Raw genomic sequence first — 21,233 nt, forward strand, 5'->3', positions numbered from 1 at the left:
CATCCTTCTGAAAATAGGGGGGATTTATGATTAAAGTTACTTTAAAAGAAAAGCTAAATAAAGCTATTTGCAAAGTGGTATTAGCATCAATAATATTTTTTATATTTGGCGCGATATTAAAAAGTGATGGTCCAAAACTAGATGTAAATAAAATTTACGAACTAGCCAAAGATACTTTATCATTTTGTGCCGCCTTTGTCGGTCCTGTAATCGCATATGTTCTTTTTAATGATTGGCGTCAAGAACATCTTGAGAAAAAACTTGAAAACGATAGTGAAATTATAATTAAAAATATCAATCAAATCATGAGAACTCTCATTAACTACTTAGGAATAATTGTTAGTGGTGAAAAAGAATCGGAAGAGCGGGGGTTAAAGATTAATAATACAAAAAATATACTTTTACTTGAGATAGATTCTGTGATTAGAGACATTAATAGGTTAAACAAAACAAATGAAAAGGTAGTTGATTTTATAGATTTAGCACTCACTGTCTCAGAAAAATTAAAAGAATCTACAGGTCTAATGTATCGTTTAGACAGAGATTATCAAATGTCAGATAATAAATTTAGTCCAAGTTTTACGGAGATTGATAAATCAATTAACAAACTAAATGGTATCATTAACCAACTTAATAATTTGCAAATTAACTTAAAGATTGGAAATTTAGATTAATCATATAAACCCACTTCGGTGGGTTTTTTTATGGGTGAAATATGGCTTGGAATGGATTAAGACCATCACAATTCACACTCCAAGTTTTGCGTGATGGCTCAGAATTACAAAGAAAAATCACAGCAGCAATGCTTCAAGGTGTAGTGCTTAAAAGTCCAGTAGATACAGGGGCTTTTAGAGGCAATCATCGAGTTTCAATTGGCAGTGTGGATTACACCAAAGACTTTCAGAAAAAAGATAAATCAGGTACGGCAACCATTGCAGATGGAATGGCTAAAATACTGAGCGTTCAATTGGGGATGAGAGTCTTCATTAGTAATAATCTGCCTTATGCTATCCGATTGGAAAACGGACACTCAAAAGAACAAGCACCACTAGGAATTTATTCAATCACATTCCAGTCAGTTAAGAGTAGATATAAATGATGACTTTATCAGAGGCTGAATTGGCGATATACAAGCGAATAGGTCAATTTAGTGGTGTGGAAAAAACAAATCTTCGTATTGAAAATCAGAAAACTCCAGATGGTAAACCATTTGATCCACCATCAAATAAACTTTGGTGCAAAGTTTATATTCAGTATGGAGATAGTTTGATTGCAGGTATTGGAAATAGACCCTGTATTCGAGATATAGGCACTATTTCAATTCAATGCTTTGCACCAAAGAATTCAGGCACGATTGAAATGACAAATCTATGTGTTAAATGGAGAGACTTCTTACAATCCTTTGGTGTTTCATTTCTTGAAGTCTATAAAGTCCATGCGCCACAAGATATGGATGATGACAATTTCTATGCAAAGATAGTTAGAGCTGAGTTTCGAGTTAATTAGCTTAATCACACAACAAACCTGAATTACTTTTAAACGAACCTGTCCTTAGTGGCAGGTTTTTTAATGCCTGAAATATGGCATCCAAGCCAACTAGGGTAGCTCCTGAAAGGAAGATGGTCGTTTCGACTACTCATTGCATCTTCTTGTTGGCTTTCTTTTATTTATGAGTGGTCGGAGCATAACAATGAATGCGATTGTAAAAATTGAAGGTAAAAGTCCATTTATCGAAGTGGAACTTAATGGAAAAATTCAACTTGGCGTAAATGCCCGTGATTTGCACAAAATGCTAGAAGTCAAAGCGGAGTTTTCTCATTGGATTAAACGACGAATTAACCAATGCAAATTTGAAGAAAATTTTGATTATACGGTTTTCGTCAAAAAAGACGAAAACCTAAAAGGTGGTCGTCCAACAACTGAATACATTATTTCTGTAGATATGACAAAGCATCTTGGAATGATGGAACGAAATGAAAAGGGTTTTGAAATCCGCAAGTTTTACATTGAGCAAGAAGAATTAGCACGCAATACATTAAATGGCATCCAAATTGAAATTGGAAAATTATCTTTGATTGCTGATCAGTGGAAAGAAACCTTATCCAATGCAGGAAGAATTCTAAGCGTTGGAGGAAAACAAATTAGACCACAGATACTGAAAAAATTAGACGAGCTTATTGAACATGCTCAACCAAGTTTAAAACTGGAGGGTTAGATTTCAAATCTAACCCTTTAATTAATCAATCCACCTCCTTAAAGGAGGTTTTTTTACGCCTAGATTAAGGAGAACTTAATGAGTTCTGGAGCTAAACAATTAACCCGAATTGGTTTTGAAGCATCACCTGGTGTGATTGCAACAACCTGGAATACATTTGCATTTACCACTAATGGTTTAGATGCATCAGCACAAACCACCGAATCACAAACGATCAAAGATTCACGAATTGCAGCTGGTACTTTAGTGACTGGTGTTGAAGTGCAAGGCGATATTGAATCTGAATGGGCTTATGGCATTCAAGATGGAGTCTTAGAGCTAATCGCCTTCAATGCTTGGAAGAGCAACGTTTTAACATTTGGTGGTACTACTCGAAGAACACTTTCGATTATTCGCGGCTTTAGTGATATCGATAACTTCCAAGTTTTCACAGGTTGCCACATTAACCAATGGACTTTATCAATTCCTGATGGTGGCATTGTGACTTCTAAATTCGCAATTATGGGAATGAAGCGCACAGCTTATGAGGTAGCTCCGACTGGTACCGTAACACCGGCAGTGGATGCAGTACCTTTAACTAGTCTATCTACCGGCGACATTCTTATTGATGGCGAAAAGAAACCAGGAATGTGCATCACTCAGATTGAATTAACCATTGATAATACAATGCAAATTCAGAAGTGCTTAGACTATGAAAATAACATTGCCGCAATCTTAGAAACCATTATGAAAGGCAGTGGTAACTTTACAATTGCATGGTCCAAAAACACTGCAGAACTTTATGAAAAACAATTCTTAAATGAGCCGATCGGCCTTGAATATTCATTGAAAGATACTGCAGGTAATAAATACACGCTCAAACTACCTAAGGTTCAAGTATCTGCGCCTTTGCCAAGTGGTGGTGCTGGTGATGTATTAACTACCCAATTCTCGTTCACAGTCGCGGATGTTGCACCGACTCTTACACGTATTCCTGTAGTTGCGGGGCCTTAATCATGTTAATTGAAATCGAAGAACAAAAGTCCATTGAATACGTTCAAGAATGGTTTGATTTTAAAGATGGTGTGAAACTACTCATTGCGAGTATTGATAAGCCATCGTTTCAGCGTTCACTTGAACTCAATGGGATTCAAGCTGAGCAAGAGCTTGCAGGCATTAAGGCAGTAACAGATGAAGGAGCGGTTAAGGCCAAATTAGGTTTTAACCGTGCTGTTTCACATCTATTGTTAGGATGGGTTGGGTTAGTAGGTAAGGATAAGAAGCCGATCGAATACAGCCAACAAAATGCTGAACTGATTTGTACAAGCTCAAAGCAATCACTTGAAATTATTGTTTTCATCATGGAAAAGGCTAAGGTGATCCATGACTCTAAGACTGAAGAGATTGCTGATGAAGTGGGAAAGTCCTCAAGCACTACGAACAAAGAAACATCAAATGGTGCGAAGAAAAAACCGCAGAAGTCTACCAAAAGCTCGGCATAAAACCACCTGAGCGGTTAGAGCCAAGTTACACCGCAAACCATATCATCAAAGCCTTTAATTTAATTTCAAAGGCACGCCGTTTTATTGCTTTTCCTAGCGGTGGTGGATCATATGATTCACTTACACTAGCAGACATTAAGAGTTATTTTGATGTTTATGGATGTGATATAGATAGAGCTGTTTTTGTAGAGTGTATTTTTGCGTTGGACGGGAAGTTTTTGGAAGGGTGTAAATAAATATAGAACCATCAAATGGTGATTTTTATTGGACGCAATTTATGAGCAATGAAAAATTTACATATCCATGTGATCTAGATGGAAACTCAGGCAAACAAAACTTCAATATTTTGACTTCGAAATTTGGAGATGGCTACGAGCAGAATATCTCAGTAGGCATCAACAATAAAAAGGGGGAATGGCCTTACAAATTTACATCTACCAAGGAAGAGATTCTTCAAATCAAAGCTTTTTTTGATCGACACAAAGGGGCTGATTCATTTCTATGGAATTCTCCATTGGATGGTGAGGTGCGCGTCAAAACAGATACAAGCTATACACCTAGTCAAGTGGGTGGAATGATCTGGACTATTTCCACTACCTTTACCCAAGTTTTTTACCCATAAATCTAATTAACTTCACGCCCCACTCGTTGGGGCTTTTTACTTGAAGGAACATGAAAAATGTCAAAACAATTTACACAAATTGAAGCAAGTTTTACTGCAGCACTCATAGTCAAAATTGAAGCATCAGCCTATGAATTTGGATCAAAAATAGATTATCTGTCGATTGATTATAACAAGGCCACAGATGATGTATTAATTGGTTTAAAAAAGGATAAAGAGCCTGATGCGAGCCGAGTCTCATTAAAAGAAGCACAATTCATAAGTTGGTTGATCCCTCATATTATTTCTTTGCAGAATCGCTCAGGAGTTTCAATCCAATCGATTCAAGCCATTTATGATGTGGAAGGTTTGGATCTTGATATTGTGGTGAATGACAATGTTAAACAGTGATTTTCAAAAGCTGTATGTAGATGGATTAATCACACTATTTGAATTAGACGCCAGTGCATTAGGAGCTGGCGTTTTGCGTTTTCATGGTCATATTTCTTATGAAGACTGGAAAAAGATTTATTCATCGATTGGTAATGATTCTGTCTCAATCGGTGAGGGATCTGATCCTGGTGATAAAAAAGTTTGGCAACGTAATATCATTTTTAATGGTCAGACTTTTGAGCCAATGGCGTTGCAAGTATCAGGCTTAGAAATGCGTAGTGATGGCAAGGCTTCAGCACCAACTTTAAGTATGGCCAACAATATTAAAGGTATTCAAGGTGCGGTAACAGCGTATTGTTTACAGTTTGGTGATTTTGCTGGTGCAAAGATCAAAGTCATTACCACATTAGCCAAATATCTTGATGCTGAAAACTTTAGTGCTGGTAATGCCACGGCTAATCCAAGTGAGAAGCGCGAGCAGATTTGGTTCATTGAACAAAAGACTTCTGAAAATGCTCAGCAAGTGACGTTTGAACTTTCTAATCCAGTGGATTTTGAAGGGCTAAAAATCCCTACACGGCAAATCTCAAACTACTGCAATTGGGACTATCGAAGTGAAGAATGCGGATATATCGGATCTGCAATGTTTACTGAAAAAGATGAATCGACAGACAATCCAGCTTTAGATCGATGTAACTATCGAACATCAGGCTGTCGTTGCCGAGAGAATGAGCTTCATTTTGGTGGATTCCCTGCATCTTCAATGGTGTAAAAATGAAATTAAATAAAAAACTAAAAGCAGCGATTCTATCTCATGCTGAACAATGTTTCCCCGCAGAATGTTGCGGGGTTATTGTTTCTGGTGTGTATATTCCATGCCGTAATGTCGCTGAAAAAGGTCAGTTTCAAATTCATCATGAAGACTTGGCGAATGCTGAAGATCAAGGTGAGATTCAAGCCTATGTACATTCACATCCAAATGCTACAGCTCGTGCTTCTGATTTAGATTTATTACAAATTGAACTTCATGAAATGCCATGGGTGATCTGTGCTTGGCCTGAAGTAGATTTTCAAGTCTATAAGCCATGTGGTTATAAAGCACCACTCATTGGTCGTGATTATCATCATGGATATCAAGATTGCTACTCAATTATTCGTGATTTTTATAATCGTGAATTAGGTATTCAGTTGATTGATTTTGAACGTAAAGATGATTGGTGGAGTGATAAAAATCACAAATCCCTTTATCTCGAAAATTTAGACGCAGCTGGATTTTATGAAGTCAGAGAACCTCAGTATGGTGACATGTTGGTGTGTAATGTTGGCCGTACAGAACACCCGAATCATGCTGTGATTTGGTTGGGTGATCAGTGGCAATTAAAGTCAGAAGAAAGCACAAGTTGTTTTGGTGGACCATTAATCCTACATCATCCTTATGGTCGAAAGTCAGTGCGTGAAATCTTTGGGCAACAATGGCAAGAGCGTGTTGTCAAAATTGTGAGGCATAAGAATGCTTAAAACGATCAAATTATATGGCGTACTCGGAAAGAAGTTTGGTAAGGAATTTAAGCTTGCTGTTGAAAGCACCCGTGAAGCTGTAAGAGCACTATCAGTCCAAGTGCCCGGCTTTGAACAATTCATGCTAACCGCTCATGAACAAGGACTTAGCTTTGCTGTTTTTCAAGATGATGAAAATATCAGTGAGGATCAAATCGACTTTGAAACTGGTGCCAAAGTTATCAAGATTGTGCCTAAAGTCATTGGGGCTGGGGGGAATGGAGCGCTTCAAACTATATTGGGTGTTGTGATGGTTGTTGCTGGTGCGGTAATTGGCTATGTTGCCGGATGGACAGGTATCGGGGCTCAGATTGGTGTGAGTATGATTGCTGCTGGCGTTGGTATGATAGTTGGAGGTATTGCTCAAATGATGATGCCAAAGATGGACGAGGAAGATCAAAACCAAGATGGAAATAAGTCTAACAAGGGATTTGGTGGAGCAGTCACCACAATCGCACAAGGCAATCCAGTTCCGATTCTTTATGGTCAGCGCGAAGTCGGTGGATTCATCGTAAATGCTGGTCAATTTGCAGTAGATACTTTTAGTTCTGCAGATGCTGGTTTTACAGGCGGTGGCAGCAGCGGTGGAAAGAAATAATTTAAGAATATAAGCGCATTAAGCGCTTTTTTATTGTGTGGGAAAAAGTATGCTTAAAACAGTAAAAGGCGCAAAAGGCGGTAGCAAAAACCAAAGACAACCCAAAGTTGCAAATGATACAACCGCTTCAAAAACCTATGCACGTTTACAGTATGGCATGAGTGAAGGAGAAGTTGAGGGCTTGGCAAATGGCTTTAAGTCAATCTTCCTTGATGACACACCAGTTGAAAACGATAGTGGTGCAAGAAACTTTCAAGATGTCACTCTAGATTTTCGCTCAGGTACCAATGATCAAGCATACATGGAAGGTTTTGAAAGCATTGCTTCTGAAACTGCTGTTGGTGTTGAACTTAAAAGTGATACGCCTTGGGTTAAAGGGATTACCAATCTTAATCTTGATGCCGTGATTGTAAGAGTGCGCTTTGGGGCTTTAAAACAGCAAGACCCAAGTAATGGCGATGTCTCAGGTATTGTTATTGATTACTTGATTGAAGTGCAGACTGATGGGGGATCATGGGAGTTAATGCTTGATACTCAAATGTCAGGAAAAACTTCAGCAAATTATGAACGTACCCATCGTATCGGCTTACCAAAAGCCAATAATAATTGGTTGATTCGAGTCACACGTAAAACACCGAATTCAAGCTCTGAATATGTCAGCGATAAGATGTATCTTCAAGCCATTACTGAAGTTGTCGATCTTAAACTTGCCTACCCAAATACTGCATTGATTGGCGTGCAATATGATGCTGAAACATTCTCGAATATTGCCAAAATTGCAGTTGATCTAAAGGGTGTAAAGATCAAATTACCAAGCAACTATGATCCAGTAAGCCGGACCTACATCGGAATATGGGATGGTCTATTTAAGCGTGCTTATAGTAATAATCCAGCTTGGATTTACTATGATTTATGTACCAATAAGCGATATGCACTTGGCAACCGTTTAACCGAGCAAATGATTGATAAATGGTCTTTATATCGTTTGGCTCAATATTGTGATCAGCTGGTGCCCAATGGCAAAGGTGGTCAAGAGCCACGGTTCACTTGTAATGTGTATATTCAAAGTGCCGAATCTGCTTTCGATATTTTAAGCAAACTTGCAGGTTTATTTCGTGCTATCAGTTATTGGGATGGCGCATCGATCGTATGTGAGGCTGATTTGCCTCAAGATGCTATTTTTACATATACATCTGCCAATATTATTGATGGCGTTCTTGGAATTAATTACACCGGTACGCGTGCACGGGATCGGCATAATGCTGTCAAAGTTGCTTGGGATAATCCGCAAAATCGCTATAAGACTGAATATGTTTTTGTGCGTGATGAAAAATCAATTGCAGAGGCTAAAGCGGTACGTTTATTAGAACTTGAGGCATGGGGCTGTACATCAGAAGGACAAGCACAACGTACTGGCCAATGGGCTTTAAAAACAGAACAACTTGAAACTCGAACTGTCACATTTAAAGTTGGGTTGGATGGCTATATTCCATTACCTGGTAAAGTGATTGAACTTGCTGATGAGTTGTTAGCTGGTCGTGCAAATGGGGGGCGTATTTCTTCAGTTAGTGCTGATTTAAAGCAAATCACTTTAGATCGTGATGACGTTGTATGCCGAGCTGGTGACCGTCTAGTTGTTAATGGCGAGAATGGAAAGGCACAAGCACGAGTTGTATCAAATATTGCTGGTCGAGTTGTTACTGTAGTATCAGCATTTGATAGTGTTGCCCCACAAAATGTATGGGTGATTGATGCACAAGATTTAGCGACGATGAAATTTCGTGTAGTTTCGATTTCACAAGATGAGCCACACCAATTTACCATTACTGCATTACAACATGCTGATTCTAAATTTAATGCCATTGATCATGGTGCATTTATTGATGATCGCCCGATCTCCATCATTAATCCTACAACTCAAGATCCTGTTGAATCAGTCAGCATTTCCAGTGAGCAAATGGTTCAGCAAGGAATGTCTGTTGAAACCATGGTGATCAGTTGGCCACAAGCCAAAGGTGCAACCAAGTATCAAGTTGAATGGCGTAAAGATAATGGCACCTGGTTAAAGCTACCAATAACTGGAAATAATTCGGCAGAGATAGCAGGTATCTACGCAGGTAAATATGAAGCACGAGTTGTTGCGATTAGTGCTTTTGATATTTCATCTTTACCGACCTATTCAATTTTGACTGAATTAAAAGGAAAGCAGGGCAAACCACCTAAAGTGGCGTTTATCCAAGCAACTGGTATTTTATTTGGTATGAAACTGGAATGGAGTTATCCAGCAAATGCTTTGGATACGGCTTATGTAGAAATTCAGGTCTCACCAGATGGTAAATCTAACATTGCTACATTAGGCTCTTTTGCTTATCCAACCTCAACCACAGTAATCCAAGGACTACAGCCAAATCTAACTCAATTCTATCAAGCACGTTTGATCGATAGAATCGGGAATGTTGGTGACTGGTCCGACTGGACAAATAGTACAACAACAACTGATGCGAAAGATGTACTTGAATTACTTGATGGCCAGATTACAGATAGTCAGCTAAATCAAGATTTGATTAGTCGTATTGAAGTGGGTTCAGAGGCAAAAGACTTAGTTTTAGAAGTAAATAAAATTGCAACAACTACTTCTTTACAAGTCGATAAGTTAACGAACGAGCTTACAGCAGAAACAGCACAACGGAGAGATGATACCAAAGCATTGAATGATGCTTTGACTCAGGAAACAGTACAGCGTAGAGAGGGTATCAAAGCACTCAATGATGGTTTAACTCAGGAAATTACACGAAGTAAAGATGCTGATAAGTCACAGATTGAAACGCTGGACAACTACAAAGCTTCAATAGATGGTTCACTATCTAATGTCCAAACTAGTATCAGTACGATTGCTACGGCAACTGAAGCCAACACTTCCAAGCTGACTGCATTAGATTCAGCGATTGATGGTAAAGCTGATGCGTCGGTAGTACAAAATCTAAAAAATGATGTAGTGACTATAGGAGATCAAGTTAATACTCAAAGTAGTATTATCACTGGGTTACAAAATACTGTAGTGAATAAGGCTGATGCATCAATAGTACAAAATCTAAAAAATGATGTAGTGACTATTGGAGATCAGGTTAATTCACAAAGTAATATCCTCACTGGTTTACAAAATACTTTAGCAGGTAAGGCCGATGCTTCTGCTTTAACAGCGCTTGACTCCAAAGTAGCAACCATTGATGGCAAAGTTACATCACAAGGGCAAGCGATTACCGCTCTTGAAAACTCGATTGCTGGCAAGGCTGATGCTTCTGCTGTCAATCAGTTGAAGACTACTGTTGAGCAACAGGGCAATACTATTTCATCACAAGGTCAATCAATCACAAAGGTTGAGGCTAAAGTTGAAAATATATCTGTTGGTTCAAGAAATTTAATTCTTGACGCTGAGACATGGGCAGGAGCTGGGACTGGTGGTACTGGAATTATTCCAACTATTAGTGAAAACAAGAAAGAGTTAACCATTGTTGTAGAGGAAAATAACCACAATTGGTATACGAACTTCTGGGACATTTACCAATTCGCAGATGTACAAACAAACTGTAATGAAAATGATGATGTGATTTTTTCTTTTGATTTCATGATCACTACTGGTTCAGTTGTAAAATCTCCAGATGTGTATTGGAAAGATTCTATGTCTTACTTACCAACACAATTGGTAAAAGGTCAAGAGTTGAGATACGACAGATGGTACAGATTTTATCACACTCGTAAATTTCATGAGTCTGGTGGTCTTGCATTCCATCTAGGATTTTCAGGATGTCTTGGGACATACAAAATTCGTAGACCGATTGTTGAGAAAGGCAATATCCCAACGGATTGGAGTATTTCTGACAATGATTTTGCTACCGCTAGAGCTGTTCAAACATTGGATGCTAAAGTTACGACAATCGGTGACAAGACAAATGCTAACGCAGAGGCTATCACTGATTTAAGAACTTCTGTAAACAACAAAGCTGATTCATCTGCATTGAACTCTTTGAAGTCAACTGTTGAACAGCAGGGTAATACGCTTACTTCACAAGGTCAGGCAATCACATCTGTGACAGCTCAAGCTGGACAGACAGCCAACCAAGTTGGGTATACAAAAAACTATACCTTAATAACAATTAGGAATGGTTTTAATCCTGCTTTGCATTATGGTTTGTTTAACTCTAAGAATGAGAAACTTGGTATTCTGGAGCGTGGTTTAAACATTTATGTGTTTAATGGTTATGGTGATCATGTAAACACTCGTTCTTTTGACACTTATGGTGTTGAGAATGAGGGTAAGCCTGTTCAGATCATTACCGACATGTTGAACTTCCTTGACTCCCTTGCTTATGGCACTTTCATTGCCATTGTGGGTGCAGATCACATTGGTTCTTTTGCCAACAATGCAATTTATGCAGATGTGAGGCAACGCCTGAACGAGCAATGGGGACTACCTAACGATTACTTGGGTAATTGGTATGGGAATGACTTACCAATTGTTATGACCATGCGAGGTGCTTCACAATACTCGTCAGTCAATGCTCTTTATACATCTAACACTGCTAATGATGTTTGGTCTAAAGTCTTTACATTCATTAATGGTGTTCCTAGCGAGTTTGGTGGTTCTTTTGAACAGAGGCAGATTAATGCCACATCCACTGCTGTCACTAAGTTAGATGCTACAGTCACACGACATGATAATGAGATTAAAGCAAATGCTTCTGCTGTCACTGGATTACAAAGTGCCATTGATGGTAAAGCTGATGCCAATGCTCTGAATCAGTTGAAGACTAGTGTTGAACAACAAGGGAATTCAATTACCTCACAAGGTACTGCTCTTACTCAAGTTGAAGCTAAGGCTGAACTTGCACTTAATGGTAGGAAATATCCTTTTGATTTGACAGCTTTAGATCCTAACACTTACTACCCTATCTTAATTCCTTTGATGTCCCAAGGTATTGGTGAGATGGCGTTTGAAATGCCACTTGGTTTTTCAAGCGCATCTTGGTCAAGTCATGGTGGTGGTTCTTTTGCACTATCATTACATTGGAGAGAACGAGCTTCTGCATGGGGCGCACAAGATCCAGAAAGACAAATCATAAACTTTAGTTATTTGTGGACTCAGAGTGGGCAATCTCCAGTACAAGCATTAGGACAGCTTACTCACTCAAGTCATGCTGTTGTATATGTTCGTGGTGGTACGTGGTATCAACTAACTTGCAACCAGTTTACAGGCACGCCAAAGCTTGTATCTACAGGCCATTGGGAAGGAGATGAGTATGTCGCACCCATGGGGTATGATACGACCCAGATTCCAGTTTCAATCAACAATAAGTTGAATGCGACAGCTACGGCAACCACCAATTTAGAAGCAACGGTATCTAACATTGATGGTAAGGTTAATGCAAACTCAATGGCAATCACACAGGTTGGTACGACTGTTGCTGGTATGCCTACTGGTTCAGGTAACTTACTTGCCAACCCTGACTTCTCTTTAGGGAATACAAATAGTTGGCAAAACTCCAGCTATATTTATGGCTATGACATTAACCTTGTAAAAGAGGGGAATGTAAATTATCCAAACTATGAAGCTTGGTATAAGCCTAGTATGAACTGTGCAATGCATGTTGCTGGTGATCAATCTGGAGTGGTTGGATACACGGAACTTTATCAAAGTATTCCAGTAACAGGAGGCAAGTTTTATCAGATTAGTGGTTATGTTCAGAACCATAGATGTAAGACAGTCTTATTTGCATATTTCTATGACAAGAATGGTGCATATATAACAGATTCTTATACAGCTCAACCTGATAAATCCATCCTGACAAGCTCTGGTGGAAATACAGCACAGATGCTAAGTGACATGCATCGACTTTACCAAAATGTCCAAGCTCCCTCAAACGCAATGACTATGGCTGTGGTATTTAGGCAACAGGAGTGTGGTTGGGAAGCGTACCAGTTCATGTCTAGAGCACAAGCTTGTGAAGTTCAGAATAACAATGGAAATGCACCTCCTGTACCTTGGCAAGATAACACAACGGCTAACACAGCTTTGGTCCAACAATCGTTGCAGTCTATTAACGGTATCAAGGCCCAGTACACTGTGAAAACAGATGTGAATGGTTATGTTGCTGGTATTGGATTGATTAACGAGGGTTCAGGAAAGAGTCTGTTTATTATTCGTGCTGATCAGTTTGCAATTGCAGCACCAGCATCGGTAGGAAATGAAGCCAAGTATGCTTTTAATTATCAAGCAGGACCAGTGACTTTACCAAATGGGACTGTCGTTCCTGCTGGGCTTTATCTTGATAACGCTAACATTGGTTATATTTCAGCAAGTAAGATTCATGCTGAAAGTTTGAGTGCTGTTAGTGCTAATTTAGGAACTTTTACAAGTTCAAGTAGTAACGGCACAACAACAATTACGGGCTCATATATTGAGGTTAAAGATAATCAAAACCGCGTAAGGGTCAAAATAGGAGTTTGGTAATGCCAACAGGTATTTTGTTGCAAGATGAACAAGGGAGAGTGTCATTCGATGGCACTCAAAGAATACCAAAAGTCTTAGTGGAAGTTACTATTAATGCCGGTGATGTGACAAAAACTGTTTCCTTACCAAGGGCCTTGAAAGGTCAGTTGTATTACTACTATATACCTTTGGAATCCAATGATACTGAACCATATTACGATCCAATGAGCTATAACTATACGGTTACCGTGAACGGGACTCAGTTGAAAGTTGACTATATACCTTATGCGGCATGGTCTACTGCACCTAAGTCATTCAAGGTATTAGTTGGAGAATATTAATGGCATCGTATTTGGAGCTTAATAATGATATTACCCAAGTGATTGATGATTCATTTTTTAATTTAGCATTTATACGTAAAGAGCGGCATTATTTCATTAAGACATCAGGACCAGGTATTTATGGGTGGATGGGTTATGACATAGATGTTTCAGGTATTGATAACCCTGTTGTTGCATTTAGTTCAGTATGCGGCTGTTGTTATTATAATATGTCTGCTACTACCATTCGTGTTATGGCTACAGGAGCAAACCAACAGAACATTCCTAACGCACGTGATAAACTTAATAATGAAGCTAACTACGTAGATATCTATATATTTGGTAGACCATTAGATAACACTCCAAACATTGGTTTTAAAGCTTGGGATGCAAATGGCAAATTGGTATTTGATGCAAATCATAGATATATGCAACCGCAGCAGATGTATCAGGAAACGGGTAACTATACTCCTATTACTCAAGGCGGTAAGTACGTAAATAGTAAGACTATCTCCTTACCTCCAGGACGAAAGTATGCAGCATATCCGTTAAACAGAATTTACTATGTCAGCGCTGAATGGTTAAGTAATGGTTGGGAGAGCTGGTATCAAGGAGATGTTTATTCATCAGTTACCGCTATAGAAGCCGGTACTGTATGGCTCACCTCAGGTAAAATTGATCAAGTTGAAGATATCTCTGGCGTATCAATTGGAGTATGTAGACATCACTATATGTTCCTAGACGTAACAAATTACTAAACATCAAAAATCTAAGGCACCCAATCGGGTGCTTTTTTATTGCCAAAAATTAGGGGAAAACAATGAACGATCCAATTTCAATCAAAGGTCTACCATGGCTTTTTAAAATTGTTGCAGCTGTTATTGGGGCTATTTTTGCACTTACTTTAAGTGGAGATATAGACACTCAAGGCCGTATCAAAATCACCATGGGCGTCATTATGAAGTTCACTTTTAGTGTGGCCATCAGCTTGTATGGTGGCTCAGCTTTTATTGAATACTATGACTTAGCCCATTACACACATATGGCACAAGGTTTTGTGATGTTGATTTTTGCCATTTTTGGAATGCTTTGTATTGGTATTGCTTATCAATCCGTACAGCTTCTAAAAGGCAAATCATTTAATGAAATCATCACAGAGATTAAAGAAGCATTTGGAGCAATATTTAAATGAATTTTGAGAAAGCATTTGCTCGATTAATTGGCCATGAAGGTGGCTACTCAACTGATCGTAATGATCCTGGTAACTGGACAGGTGGAAAAGTTGGGAAGGGAGTTCTGAAAGGAACTAAATATGGTATTGCTGCCAACACCTACCCGAATTTAGACATCAAAAACTTAACACTAGAACAAGCCAAAGCAATTTATAAAAAGGATTGGTGGGACAAACTGGGAGCTGAACAACTCCATCCTGCGATTGTTTATCAATTATGGGATTTCGCCGTGAATGCTGGAAAGAGTCGAGCCGTTAAAGAATTACAGCAAGTCGCAGGTGTCATTGATGACGGTATTTTAGGTGCAAAAACGATTGCTGCGGTTAAAGCATTATCTGTGACTGATGTTTTGATTTTATTAACTGCTGAGCGCTTGCGATTCTATACATCGTTAACCACTTGGGGAACTTATGGCAAAGGCTGGACGAACCGAGTTGCAGATAACTTAAAGTACGCAGTGCCAGATATGAAGAATGGTAATTAACGACATGAAAAATAGTCGTCAAACTTAGTTTTACTGAATTTATTAATAGGTACTAGAAAGCATCCAAATAGGATGCTTTTTTATTACCAATTTCACCCCAAGGCAGTCAGATGACTGTCTTTTTTTATATCTAAAGAAAAGGAAACACAATGAAAAAGAGCTTAGCTTTTTTAACTGGTATTTGTTTAGCCCTGAGTTCGGGTTTAGCAAGTGCCGCAATTGTTGGTGGTTGGAATGTAGGAAATCCAACTCCAGTGGGTGCAGCAGGGCTTGTAATTGCATCTAAATCAGTTGGTGATGTTGCCAAAACCTCTAAAGCCTTAATTACCCCCAACGCATCACAAGTCTCAAAAATTCTTCGCGGTGGTGTAGCAGGTATAGCACTGACAGTAGCGGTAAATGAACTATTAGATGGCATTGATTGGGTGATGGATCCAGCGAATAATCAGATTCGATTTAATGAAAAAAACGGATCTTCAGGTTCGTACTATTATATAAAAGGATTAGAAAAAATATATTTCTCAAATGTTGATACGGCATGTCGTCATTTCGCATCATCAATAAAAGAGTCGCGCTATCATTACGTATCATATATAAAAAGCTTAACTAGTGAGCAATACGGTTGTCAGTTTCAAATAGATGGATTTGGTGAGGAGCTTTTTGTCCAAAATTGGGTAAATGTAGTATCAGAAATCCCTGAAGAAAAAACTCTCCCACTTGACACTGCCTCTCAAAAAGTCATTGATAATGCCCAATCTGGTAATACTGATGCACAAGCAGTTACAGTTGCAGCAGCTCAAGATATCTTAAATGAAGCTGAGAATGATGCAGAGAAAGCTAAACCGATTGTTCAGCAGTTAGAAAATAATTCAACGAATTGTAATTCTGATGACCCAGATCCTGAAGATGTAAATTGTGGAATCGAACCTACAGAACATTCCAAACTTCGAGCATCAGAGGGAAGACCAGTTGGGAAAGTTGTAAATGATATTCAAAGAGCAAGAAACTCAGATATTTTTATTCAGACCAGTAATAATAGATTTATTGTAAGAGGGGTTAACTCGCGAGAGCATATCGTAAGCAAAGATGCTGAACATATTACAACTGTTGAGTTAAGAACGACCAAACAACATAATAAGCTTTTGAATCAAGGTGATAGACGGTTTGCAACTCAAGCTGAGATTGACCTTTTAAAATCATTTATCAAATAAAGGAAAAAACGATGACTAATGAAATTGATGAAAACGATGAAATTGTTACAGATGATGTTATTCAAGTGTGTTATGCATTATTAACAGAATCAAAACTATTAAGTGCAATGAACTCATTGTTAACTTTGGAAAAAAATCAGTGGTTGAATATATATGATGATTGGCTTGTACATGAATCGAAGTTATTTCATAGTAAATTAAAAGAAGTTCTAATATCTTATTCAATCGAATTAGAAGCTCTAAAAAATGCTTATGTTTTACGAACCGCATTGCCTAAAAGTAAAGATTCTAATTATCAAATGATCTTTTTTTTGAATGAAGAGACACTAGAGCAAGGTTCAAGTATTTATAACTTCGGTTTTTTAAAAGCTGAAATAGATCGGTTAATTAATCCTTCTACTTAATCAAATCTTACCGCCTATAGGCGGTTTTTTTATACCCAAAACAAAACCCCGACAGTTTGCGCTGTCGGGGTTTTGTTTATCAGCAATGCGCCATTAGGCGCTTTTTTTACGCCTAAGGAAAAGTCATGGCTGAACAACGTAGCACACTCATTATTGAAATTAGCTCAGAACAAGCAGCACGTAATGCACGTGCTTTAGATCGAGAGCTACAAAGTATCGAACGCACTGGTAATTACGCAACTACTTCAATGAACTCTATGTCAGTGGCAGCACGTCAATTGGCAGGGTATTTGGCTGGGGTTGTGACTGTTGGTACTGCGATATCTAAGATGGATACTTATACAGGTCTTCAAAACCGCCTAAAACTTGTAACAAATGATCAGAAAGCATTAAACCAAGCAATGCAAGATACCTTTGGTATTGCTCAAAAGACTGCTGCATCTTGGGATTCAACAGCTATGGTTTATCAGCGTTTTGCAGATAATGCTCAACGCCTTGGTATTACGATGAAAACCACTGCTGAGTTGACTGAGACTGTATCGAAAGCAATTTCAATATCTGGTGGTAGTGCTGCTAGTGCTGAGGCTGCTTTGATGCAGTTTGGGCAAGCGCTCGCATCAGGCGTTTTGCGTGGTGAGGAGTTCAACAGTATTGCAGAACAGGCGCCAGGCTTATTAAAAGCTATTGCACAAGGTATGGGCGTAAATATTGGCCAACTTAGATCTATGGCGGGTGAAGGAAAAATCACAGGTGATGCACTGGTAAGCGCTTTAACCAATGCAAAAACTTCTGTTGATGAATTATTTGGCAAAACAGATTTCACTATTGCACAATCTTTTACTCAATTATCCAATGCCGTTACTAAATTTGTAGGCGAGGCAGGCAAAGGAAGTGGGGCAGCATCTGCAATTTCGAGTTCTTTAAGTTCTCTTGCAAACAACCTAGATACAGTAACAAACATTGCCATGATCGGTGGCGCATACTGGTTAGGAACCTACATTCCAGCACTTTATACAAGCACAATGGCGGGTTATGGAAAAATTAAGCAACTTACTGAACAGACAGCTATTCAGTATGCAGCTATCCAAGCAGAGCGGATAGCAGCTGCTCAGGAACTCACATCAGCAGAGGCTCGTGTTGTTTCAACACAGGCAACTTTGGCGGCAATTGCAGCTGAAAAAGCCTTAGAGGTTCAAAGATTAAAGGAGCAAATCAATAGTATTGGTCGGACTGCATCAATAACACGAATGGCTCAACTTAGAAGAGTTGAGACTCAAGTTACTGCTGAATTAACAGTTGCTCAAAATGCTTTGGCCGCTTCTCAAAGCCGAGTTAATGCAGCCCAAAATCTATCAATGGGTGTTGGCCGTGGTTTACTTGGTGTACTGGGTGGACCAGTAGGATTAGGTTTAACTGTTGCGGCTGTTGCTGGTTCATATCTAATGCTTAAAGATAGTACCAAAGATACAACTGCCACGCTTGATTTACAAAAGGGCACTGTAAGTGAGTTGGTTGAAGAATATTCAAAGTTGGATGAGCTTCAAAAACGCACAACAATGCGAGAGCTCGAAAAGCAAGTTAAAAGCTTAGCCACGAGTTATACAGTTGCTTATTCAGATTTGAGCGCAATGATTGGATGGCTTGAAGAGTCAGGCTCGGTGTCAGAATCTACAGCAAGAGAAATCAATAAGCTATTCAAAGAATACAATAAGGGCAAAATAAGTTCATCTGAATTTGCAACAGCAGTAAATAACTTATCTGGAGTTCAGAAAAAGCATAAAGTTGAAATCGATGAGTTGACTACAGCCCATGCAAAAGCTGATGCAGAATATAAAAAGGTTAAAACTGCTCAACAAGCATTAACAAATCAAACTTCATCTGCAATAAAGGCAAATAAAGACGAAACAGACTCCATCCTTCTTAAGAAGAAAGCTCTTGAAGAGTCAAAAAAGGCCTATGACAATTATAAGTCAGGAGCTTTTGATGATATTAAAGAAATGGCAGCAAGGGCTAAATTGCAAAGTATGGGGCAGTCAGATGCCTTAATTGAGCAAAACTTGAAGGTTTTAAAAGCATTAAATTTTGATCCACTTAAAACTAAAACTCCTTACGCACAGGAAATGTTTAAGGTTGCTGATATTTCGGCAAAAATGAAGGAAAAAGAGGATTCAATTACCCAAGCGAAAAAAGATCAAACTAAGGAGCTTGAGAAGCAACTTAAAGTCTTACAGGTCAACGAAAAAGTTAAGGCTAATGCTGCTAAATATAACTTCGGAGGATTGGAAACCCAATATGGGCTTTTGCCAGGTTTACTGTCAGGTATCAATATGCAAGAGTCACGTGGTAAAGCCGATGCAGTTGGCCCAATGACGAAGTATGGTACAGCAAAAGGTGGATTTCAATTTCTTGATGATACAGCTAAGCGTTTCAAATTGACCGGAGGCGATGTATTTGATTTAGGTAAATCCGCAGAAGCAGCCGCTAAATATCTGCAAATTCTCTACAAAAAATTTGGCTCTTGGGATAAGGCTATTTCTGCTTACCATGCTGGCGAAGGCAATGTAGATAAAGGCACAAATATTGGACCAGTAAACCGTCAATATGTTCAAAATGTAAAAGGCTATATTGCAGGAACAAATGGTTTTGATGGCTCAACTAAAGACTTTGATACTTCTGTCAATGATTTGGTTAAGTTCTTGCAAGTTAAGCAAGATATTGAACTGCAATATTCAAGTGGTGAGATTCAACGCAGATCAGAACATGAGAAGAAATTAGCAGATATTCAATCTCATTTTTCAGGTGATACATACACAAAACTTGAGCGTCAAGAAAATGAACGATTTGCAAATGAAAATCGACTGGCTGAACTTCAATTTGACTTAAATGTGCGAGGTTGGAACTGGACAAATGAGCAACGAATTCAAAATGAAATCGACACTCAAAAAGTAACTATTTCTTTAAACAAAGAATATTCTGATATTCAGAAACAAATTGCTAAAGAAGAAGTTGATGAAAAATTTGCATACGAACTTAAGAAGTTTCGTGAAAACCAACTTCTTAAGCAATTAGAATACAATACGCAATATACAGATCGTGTTAATACTACGCGAGATAGAATTGCACAATATTCTTTGAATCCTTTTGACTATCAAAAATCAGCCTTAGTAAGTTCTCAAAGTCAGGCTTATGCTAGTAACAATAAAGCATACTCGGATGATCTTAAGATGGCTGATGACGCTCTACAAAAAGGAGAAATTGACCAAGAGCAGCATTTTCAAAGAATGCTAAATGCTAAACGGTTGTATACAGACAATGATCTCGCAATTTCGTTAGAGCATAAACGTAAAGAGGAAGAGTTAGTTAAAGCACAGTATCAAAATCAATTGCAAATATGGGGTAATTTACTGTCTTCGGGTCAAACAATGTGGTCGCAATTGACCCAGTCAGTTAAAGATGCTTCAGGAGAGCAAAGCAATTCATATAAAACTATGTTTGCAATGCAACAAGCTTTTTCTATTGCATCTACATTGGTCGCAGCACATGTTGCAGCAGCACAAACTACTGCCGACATTACTTTGCCATTTGTTGGAAAAGTTCCTGCTGCTAGTGCGATTCTTGCCTTTGGTTATGCACAGGCAGGATTGATTGCATCACAGACAATTGCTGGTTTTGCTACTGGTGGACCCATCACAGGTAGAGGTACTGGAACAAGTGATGATATTCCGATTATGGCCTCCAATGGCGAATTTATGATGCGTCAGTATGCTGCATCTAAAATTGGTCTAGTAGCTTTAAATTACATGAATCAGACGGGAGAGATACCATTTCAGCGTGAATATCTCGGTATGAAAACTCAGTTCTTAGGCTCTACTCAACTAGATTTAAATGTTCAAAAATTTAAAGATGGAGGTTTAGTTGGGGTTTCTCGGATAAATAATGCTGATGTAGAAAGAAGTCAGTTAGATTCGATTCTGCAGAGAAATACAGGATCACCTCAGCCAAAAGTAATCATTATCAATCAGACATCACAACCTGTTGAGGCTTCATCTCAGTGGGATGGAACTGAGTTAAAAGTGGTACTAAAGGAGATGCAAAAGCAGAATGAAGTGCAAACCAAGTCTTTAATAGCTCAGTCTTGGCGAGATGCAGAGCGTCAAGGTGGTCCATTAGATAGGATTAAAAAGAGTAGATAAGCCACTTCAGTGGCATTTTTTTTATTTAATTGATATTTTATAAGCACTTTAAGGAGT

At 38.6% G+C, this 21,233-nt stretch carries 19 protein-coding genes; all 19 read left to right on the plus strand.

Going from position 1 to position 21,233, the window contains the following annotated elements:
- The first annotated feature begins 26 nt into the window (after positions 1-26).
- The 19 genes from ACQ7EO_RS04450 to ACQ7EO_RS04540 all read left to right on the plus strand — a co-directional run bounded on the left by ACQ7EO_RS04450 (position 27) and on the right by ACQ7EO_RS04540 (position 21,176).
- Entirely contained in the window at positions 27-674 is a 648-nt protein-coding gene (locus ACQ7EO_RS04450) for a hypothetical protein (protein ID WP_434278964.1), read from the plus strand.
- A 41-nt stretch (positions 675-715) separates the two neighbouring features.
- A complete protein-coding gene (locus tag ACQ7EO_RS04455) occupies positions 716-1,099 on the plus strand; it encodes a hypothetical protein (RefSeq protein WP_434278965.1) in 384 nt (127 codons plus the stop codon).
- A complete protein-coding gene (locus ACQ7EO_RS04460; RefSeq protein WP_434278966.1) occupies positions 1,096-1,506 on the plus strand; it encodes a hypothetical protein in 411 nt (136 codons plus the stop codon). The genes ACQ7EO_RS04455 and ACQ7EO_RS04460 overlap by 4 nt, the downstream gene beginning before the upstream one ends.
- A 184-nt stretch (positions 1,507-1,690) precedes the next feature.
- Positions 1,691-2,215, plus strand: a complete 525-nt coding sequence (locus ACQ7EO_RS04465; RefSeq protein WP_434278967.1) for an antA/AntB antirepressor family protein — start codon at positions 1,691-1,693, stop codon at positions 2,213-2,215.
- 78 nt (positions 2,216-2,293) lie between these two features.
- Positions 2,294-3,208: a phage tail tube protein gene (locus ACQ7EO_RS04470; protein ID WP_434278968.1), complete on the plus strand. Its 915-nt coding sequence runs from the start codon at positions 2,294-2,296 to the stop codon at positions 3,206-3,208.
- A 2-nt stretch (positions 3,209-3,210) separates the two neighbouring features.
- Positions 3,211-3,696, plus strand: coding sequence for a hypothetical protein (locus ACQ7EO_RS04475; protein ID WP_434278969.1), 486 nt, complete (start codon positions 3,211-3,213; stop codon positions 3,694-3,696).
- Between the two features lie 277 nt (positions 3,697-3,973).
- The gene (locus tag ACQ7EO_RS04480; protein WP_287839110.1) at positions 3,974-4,318 is read left to right on the plus strand and encodes a phage tail protein; all 345 of its coding nucleotides are present in this window, start codon (positions 3,974-3,976) and stop codon (positions 4,316-4,318) included.
- Positions 4,319-4,375: 57 nt separating this feature from the next.
- Positions 4,376-4,708, plus strand: coding sequence for a hypothetical protein (locus ACQ7EO_RS04485; protein ID WP_434278970.1), 333 nt, complete (start codon positions 4,376-4,378; stop codon positions 4,706-4,708).
- Positions 4,695-5,462, plus strand: coding sequence for a phage minor tail protein L (locus tag ACQ7EO_RS04490; RefSeq protein ID WP_434278971.1), 768 nt, complete (start codon positions 4,695-4,697; stop codon positions 5,460-5,462). Before ACQ7EO_RS04485 ends, ACQ7EO_RS04490 begins: the two co-directional genes overlap by 14 nt.
- Positions 5,463-5,464: 2 nt before the next feature.
- A complete protein-coding gene (locus ACQ7EO_RS04495) occupies positions 5,465-6,208 on the plus strand; it encodes a C40 family peptidase (RefSeq protein ID WP_434278972.1) in 744 nt (247 codons plus the stop codon).
- Positions 6,201-6,845 (plus strand): tail assembly protein, encoded by a 645-nt coding sequence (locus ACQ7EO_RS04500; protein WP_434278973.1) that lies wholly within the window; start codon positions 6,201-6,203, stop codon positions 6,843-6,845. The genes ACQ7EO_RS04495 and ACQ7EO_RS04500 overlap by 8 nt, the downstream gene beginning before the upstream one ends.
- A 49-nt stretch (positions 6,846-6,894) precedes the next feature.
- Positions 6,895-13,353, plus strand: a complete 6,459-nt coding sequence (gene gpJ, locus ACQ7EO_RS04505; RefSeq protein WP_434278974.1) for a TipJ family phage tail tip protein — start codon at positions 6,895-6,897, stop codon at positions 13,351-13,353.
- Positions 13,353-13,673 carry a hypothetical protein gene (locus ACQ7EO_RS04510; RefSeq protein ID WP_303578005.1) on the plus strand — a complete coding sequence of 107 codons (321 nt, stop codon included), beginning with the start codon at positions 13,353-13,355 and terminating at the stop codon, positions 13,671-13,673. The genes gpJ and ACQ7EO_RS04510 overlap by 1 nt, the downstream gene beginning before the upstream one ends.
- Positions 13,673-14,410 carry a hypothetical protein gene (locus ACQ7EO_RS04515; RefSeq protein ID WP_434278975.1) on the plus strand — a complete coding sequence of 246 codons (738 nt, stop codon included), beginning with the start codon at positions 13,673-13,675 and terminating at the stop codon, positions 14,408-14,410. Before ACQ7EO_RS04510 ends, ACQ7EO_RS04515 begins: the two co-directional genes overlap by 1 nt.
- Positions 14,411-14,472: 62 nt before the next feature.
- Positions 14,473-14,844, plus strand: a complete 372-nt coding sequence (locus ACQ7EO_RS04520) for a hypothetical protein (RefSeq protein ID WP_303578003.1) — start codon at positions 14,473-14,475, stop codon at positions 14,842-14,844.
- On the plus strand, positions 14,841-15,368 hold the full coding sequence (locus ACQ7EO_RS04525; protein WP_434278976.1) for a glycoside hydrolase family 108 protein: 528 nt from the start codon (positions 14,841-14,843) through the stop codon (positions 15,366-15,368). The genes ACQ7EO_RS04520 and ACQ7EO_RS04525 overlap by 4 nt, the downstream gene beginning before the upstream one ends.
- Before the next feature lie 149 nt (positions 15,369-15,517).
- Entirely contained in the window at positions 15,518-16,579 is a 1,062-nt protein-coding gene (locus ACQ7EO_RS04530) for a hypothetical protein (protein WP_434278977.1), read from the plus strand.
- 11 nt (positions 16,580-16,590) lie between these two features.
- Complete coding sequence (locus ACQ7EO_RS04535) at positions 16,591-16,983, plus strand: hypothetical protein (protein WP_327857625.1); 393 nt, start codon at positions 16,591-16,593, stop codon at positions 16,981-16,983.
- 125 nt (positions 16,984-17,108) lie between these two features.
- A complete protein-coding gene (locus ACQ7EO_RS04540) occupies positions 17,109-21,176 on the plus strand; it encodes a tape measure protein (RefSeq protein ID WP_434278978.1) in 4,068 nt (1,355 codons plus the stop codon).
- Positions 21,177-21,233 lie beyond the last annotated feature (57 nt).

It is taken from the genome of Acinetobacter sp. CE-15 (genome assembly GCF_051059255.1).
Lineage (GTDB): Bacteria > Pseudomonadota > Gammaproteobacteria > Pseudomonadales > Moraxellaceae > Acinetobacter > Acinetobacter guillouiae.

What these genes read in the sequence shown, in the direction of transcription:
- ACQ7EO_RS04500 (WP_434278973.1), top strand. Translation starts at nt 6,201, where the DNA reads ATGCTTAAAACGATCAAATTATATGGCGTACTCGGAAAGAAGTTTGGT.
- ACQ7EO_RS04475 (WP_434278969.1), top strand. Translation starts at nt 3,211, where the DNA reads ATGTTAATTGAAATCGAAGAACAAAAGTCCATTGAATACGTTCAAGAA.
- ACQ7EO_RS04450 (WP_434278964.1), top strand. Translation starts at nt 27, where the DNA reads ATGATTAAAGTTACTTTAAAAGAAAAGCTAAATAAAGCTATTTGCAAA.
- ACQ7EO_RS04530 (WP_434278977.1), top strand. Translation starts at nt 15,518, where the DNA reads ATGAAAAAGAGCTTAGCTTTTTTAACTGGTATTTGTTTAGCCCTGAGT.
- ACQ7EO_RS04510 (WP_303578005.1), top strand. Translation starts at nt 13,353, where the DNA reads ATGCCAACAGGTATTTTGTTGCAAGATGAACAAGGGAGAGTGTCATTC.
- ACQ7EO_RS04495 (WP_434278972.1), top strand. Translation starts at nt 5,465, where the DNA reads ATGAAATTAAATAAAAAACTAAAAGCAGCGATTCTATCTCATGCTGAA.
- ACQ7EO_RS04490 (WP_434278971.1), top strand. Translation starts at nt 4,695, where the DNA reads ATGTTAAACAGTGATTTTCAAAAGCTGTATGTAGATGGATTAATCACA.
- ACQ7EO_RS04540 (WP_434278978.1), top strand. Translation starts at nt 17,109, where the DNA reads ATGGCTGAACAACGTAGCACACTCATTATTGAAATTAGCTCAGAACAA.
- ACQ7EO_RS04460 (WP_434278966.1), top strand. Translation starts at nt 1,096, where the DNA reads ATGATGACTTTATCAGAGGCTGAATTGGCGATATACAAGCGAATAGGT.
- ACQ7EO_RS04525 (WP_434278976.1), top strand. Translation starts at nt 14,841, where the DNA reads ATGAATTTTGAGAAAGCATTTGCTCGATTAATTGGCCATGAAGGTGGC.
- ACQ7EO_RS04465 (WP_434278967.1), top strand. Translation starts at nt 1,691, where the DNA reads ATGAATGCGATTGTAAAAATTGAAGGTAAAAGTCCATTTATCGAAGTG.
- ACQ7EO_RS04480 (WP_287839110.1), top strand. Translation starts at nt 3,974, where the DNA reads ATGAGCAATGAAAAATTTACATATCCATGTGATCTAGATGGAAACTCA.
- ACQ7EO_RS04535 (WP_327857625.1), top strand. Translation starts at nt 16,591, where the DNA reads ATGACTAATGAAATTGATGAAAACGATGAAATTGTTACAGATGATGTT.
- ACQ7EO_RS04485 (WP_434278970.1), top strand. Translation starts at nt 4,376, where the DNA reads ATGTCAAAACAATTTACACAAATTGAAGCAAGTTTTACTGCAGCACTC.
- ACQ7EO_RS04520 (WP_303578003.1), top strand. Translation starts at nt 14,473, where the DNA reads ATGAACGATCCAATTTCAATCAAAGGTCTACCATGGCTTTTTAAAATT.
- ACQ7EO_RS04515 (WP_434278975.1), top strand. Translation starts at nt 13,673, where the DNA reads ATGGCATCGTATTTGGAGCTTAATAATGATATTACCCAAGTGATTGAT.
- ACQ7EO_RS04455 (WP_434278965.1), top strand. Translation starts at nt 716, where the DNA reads ATGGCTTGGAATGGATTAAGACCATCACAATTCACACTCCAAGTTTTG.
- ACQ7EO_RS04470 (WP_434278968.1), top strand. Translation starts at nt 2,294, where the DNA reads ATGAGTTCTGGAGCTAAACAATTAACCCGAATTGGTTTTGAAGCATCA.
- gpJ (WP_434278974.1), top strand. Translation starts at nt 6,895, where the DNA reads ATGCTTAAAACAGTAAAAGGCGCAAAAGGCGGTAGCAAAAACCAAAGA.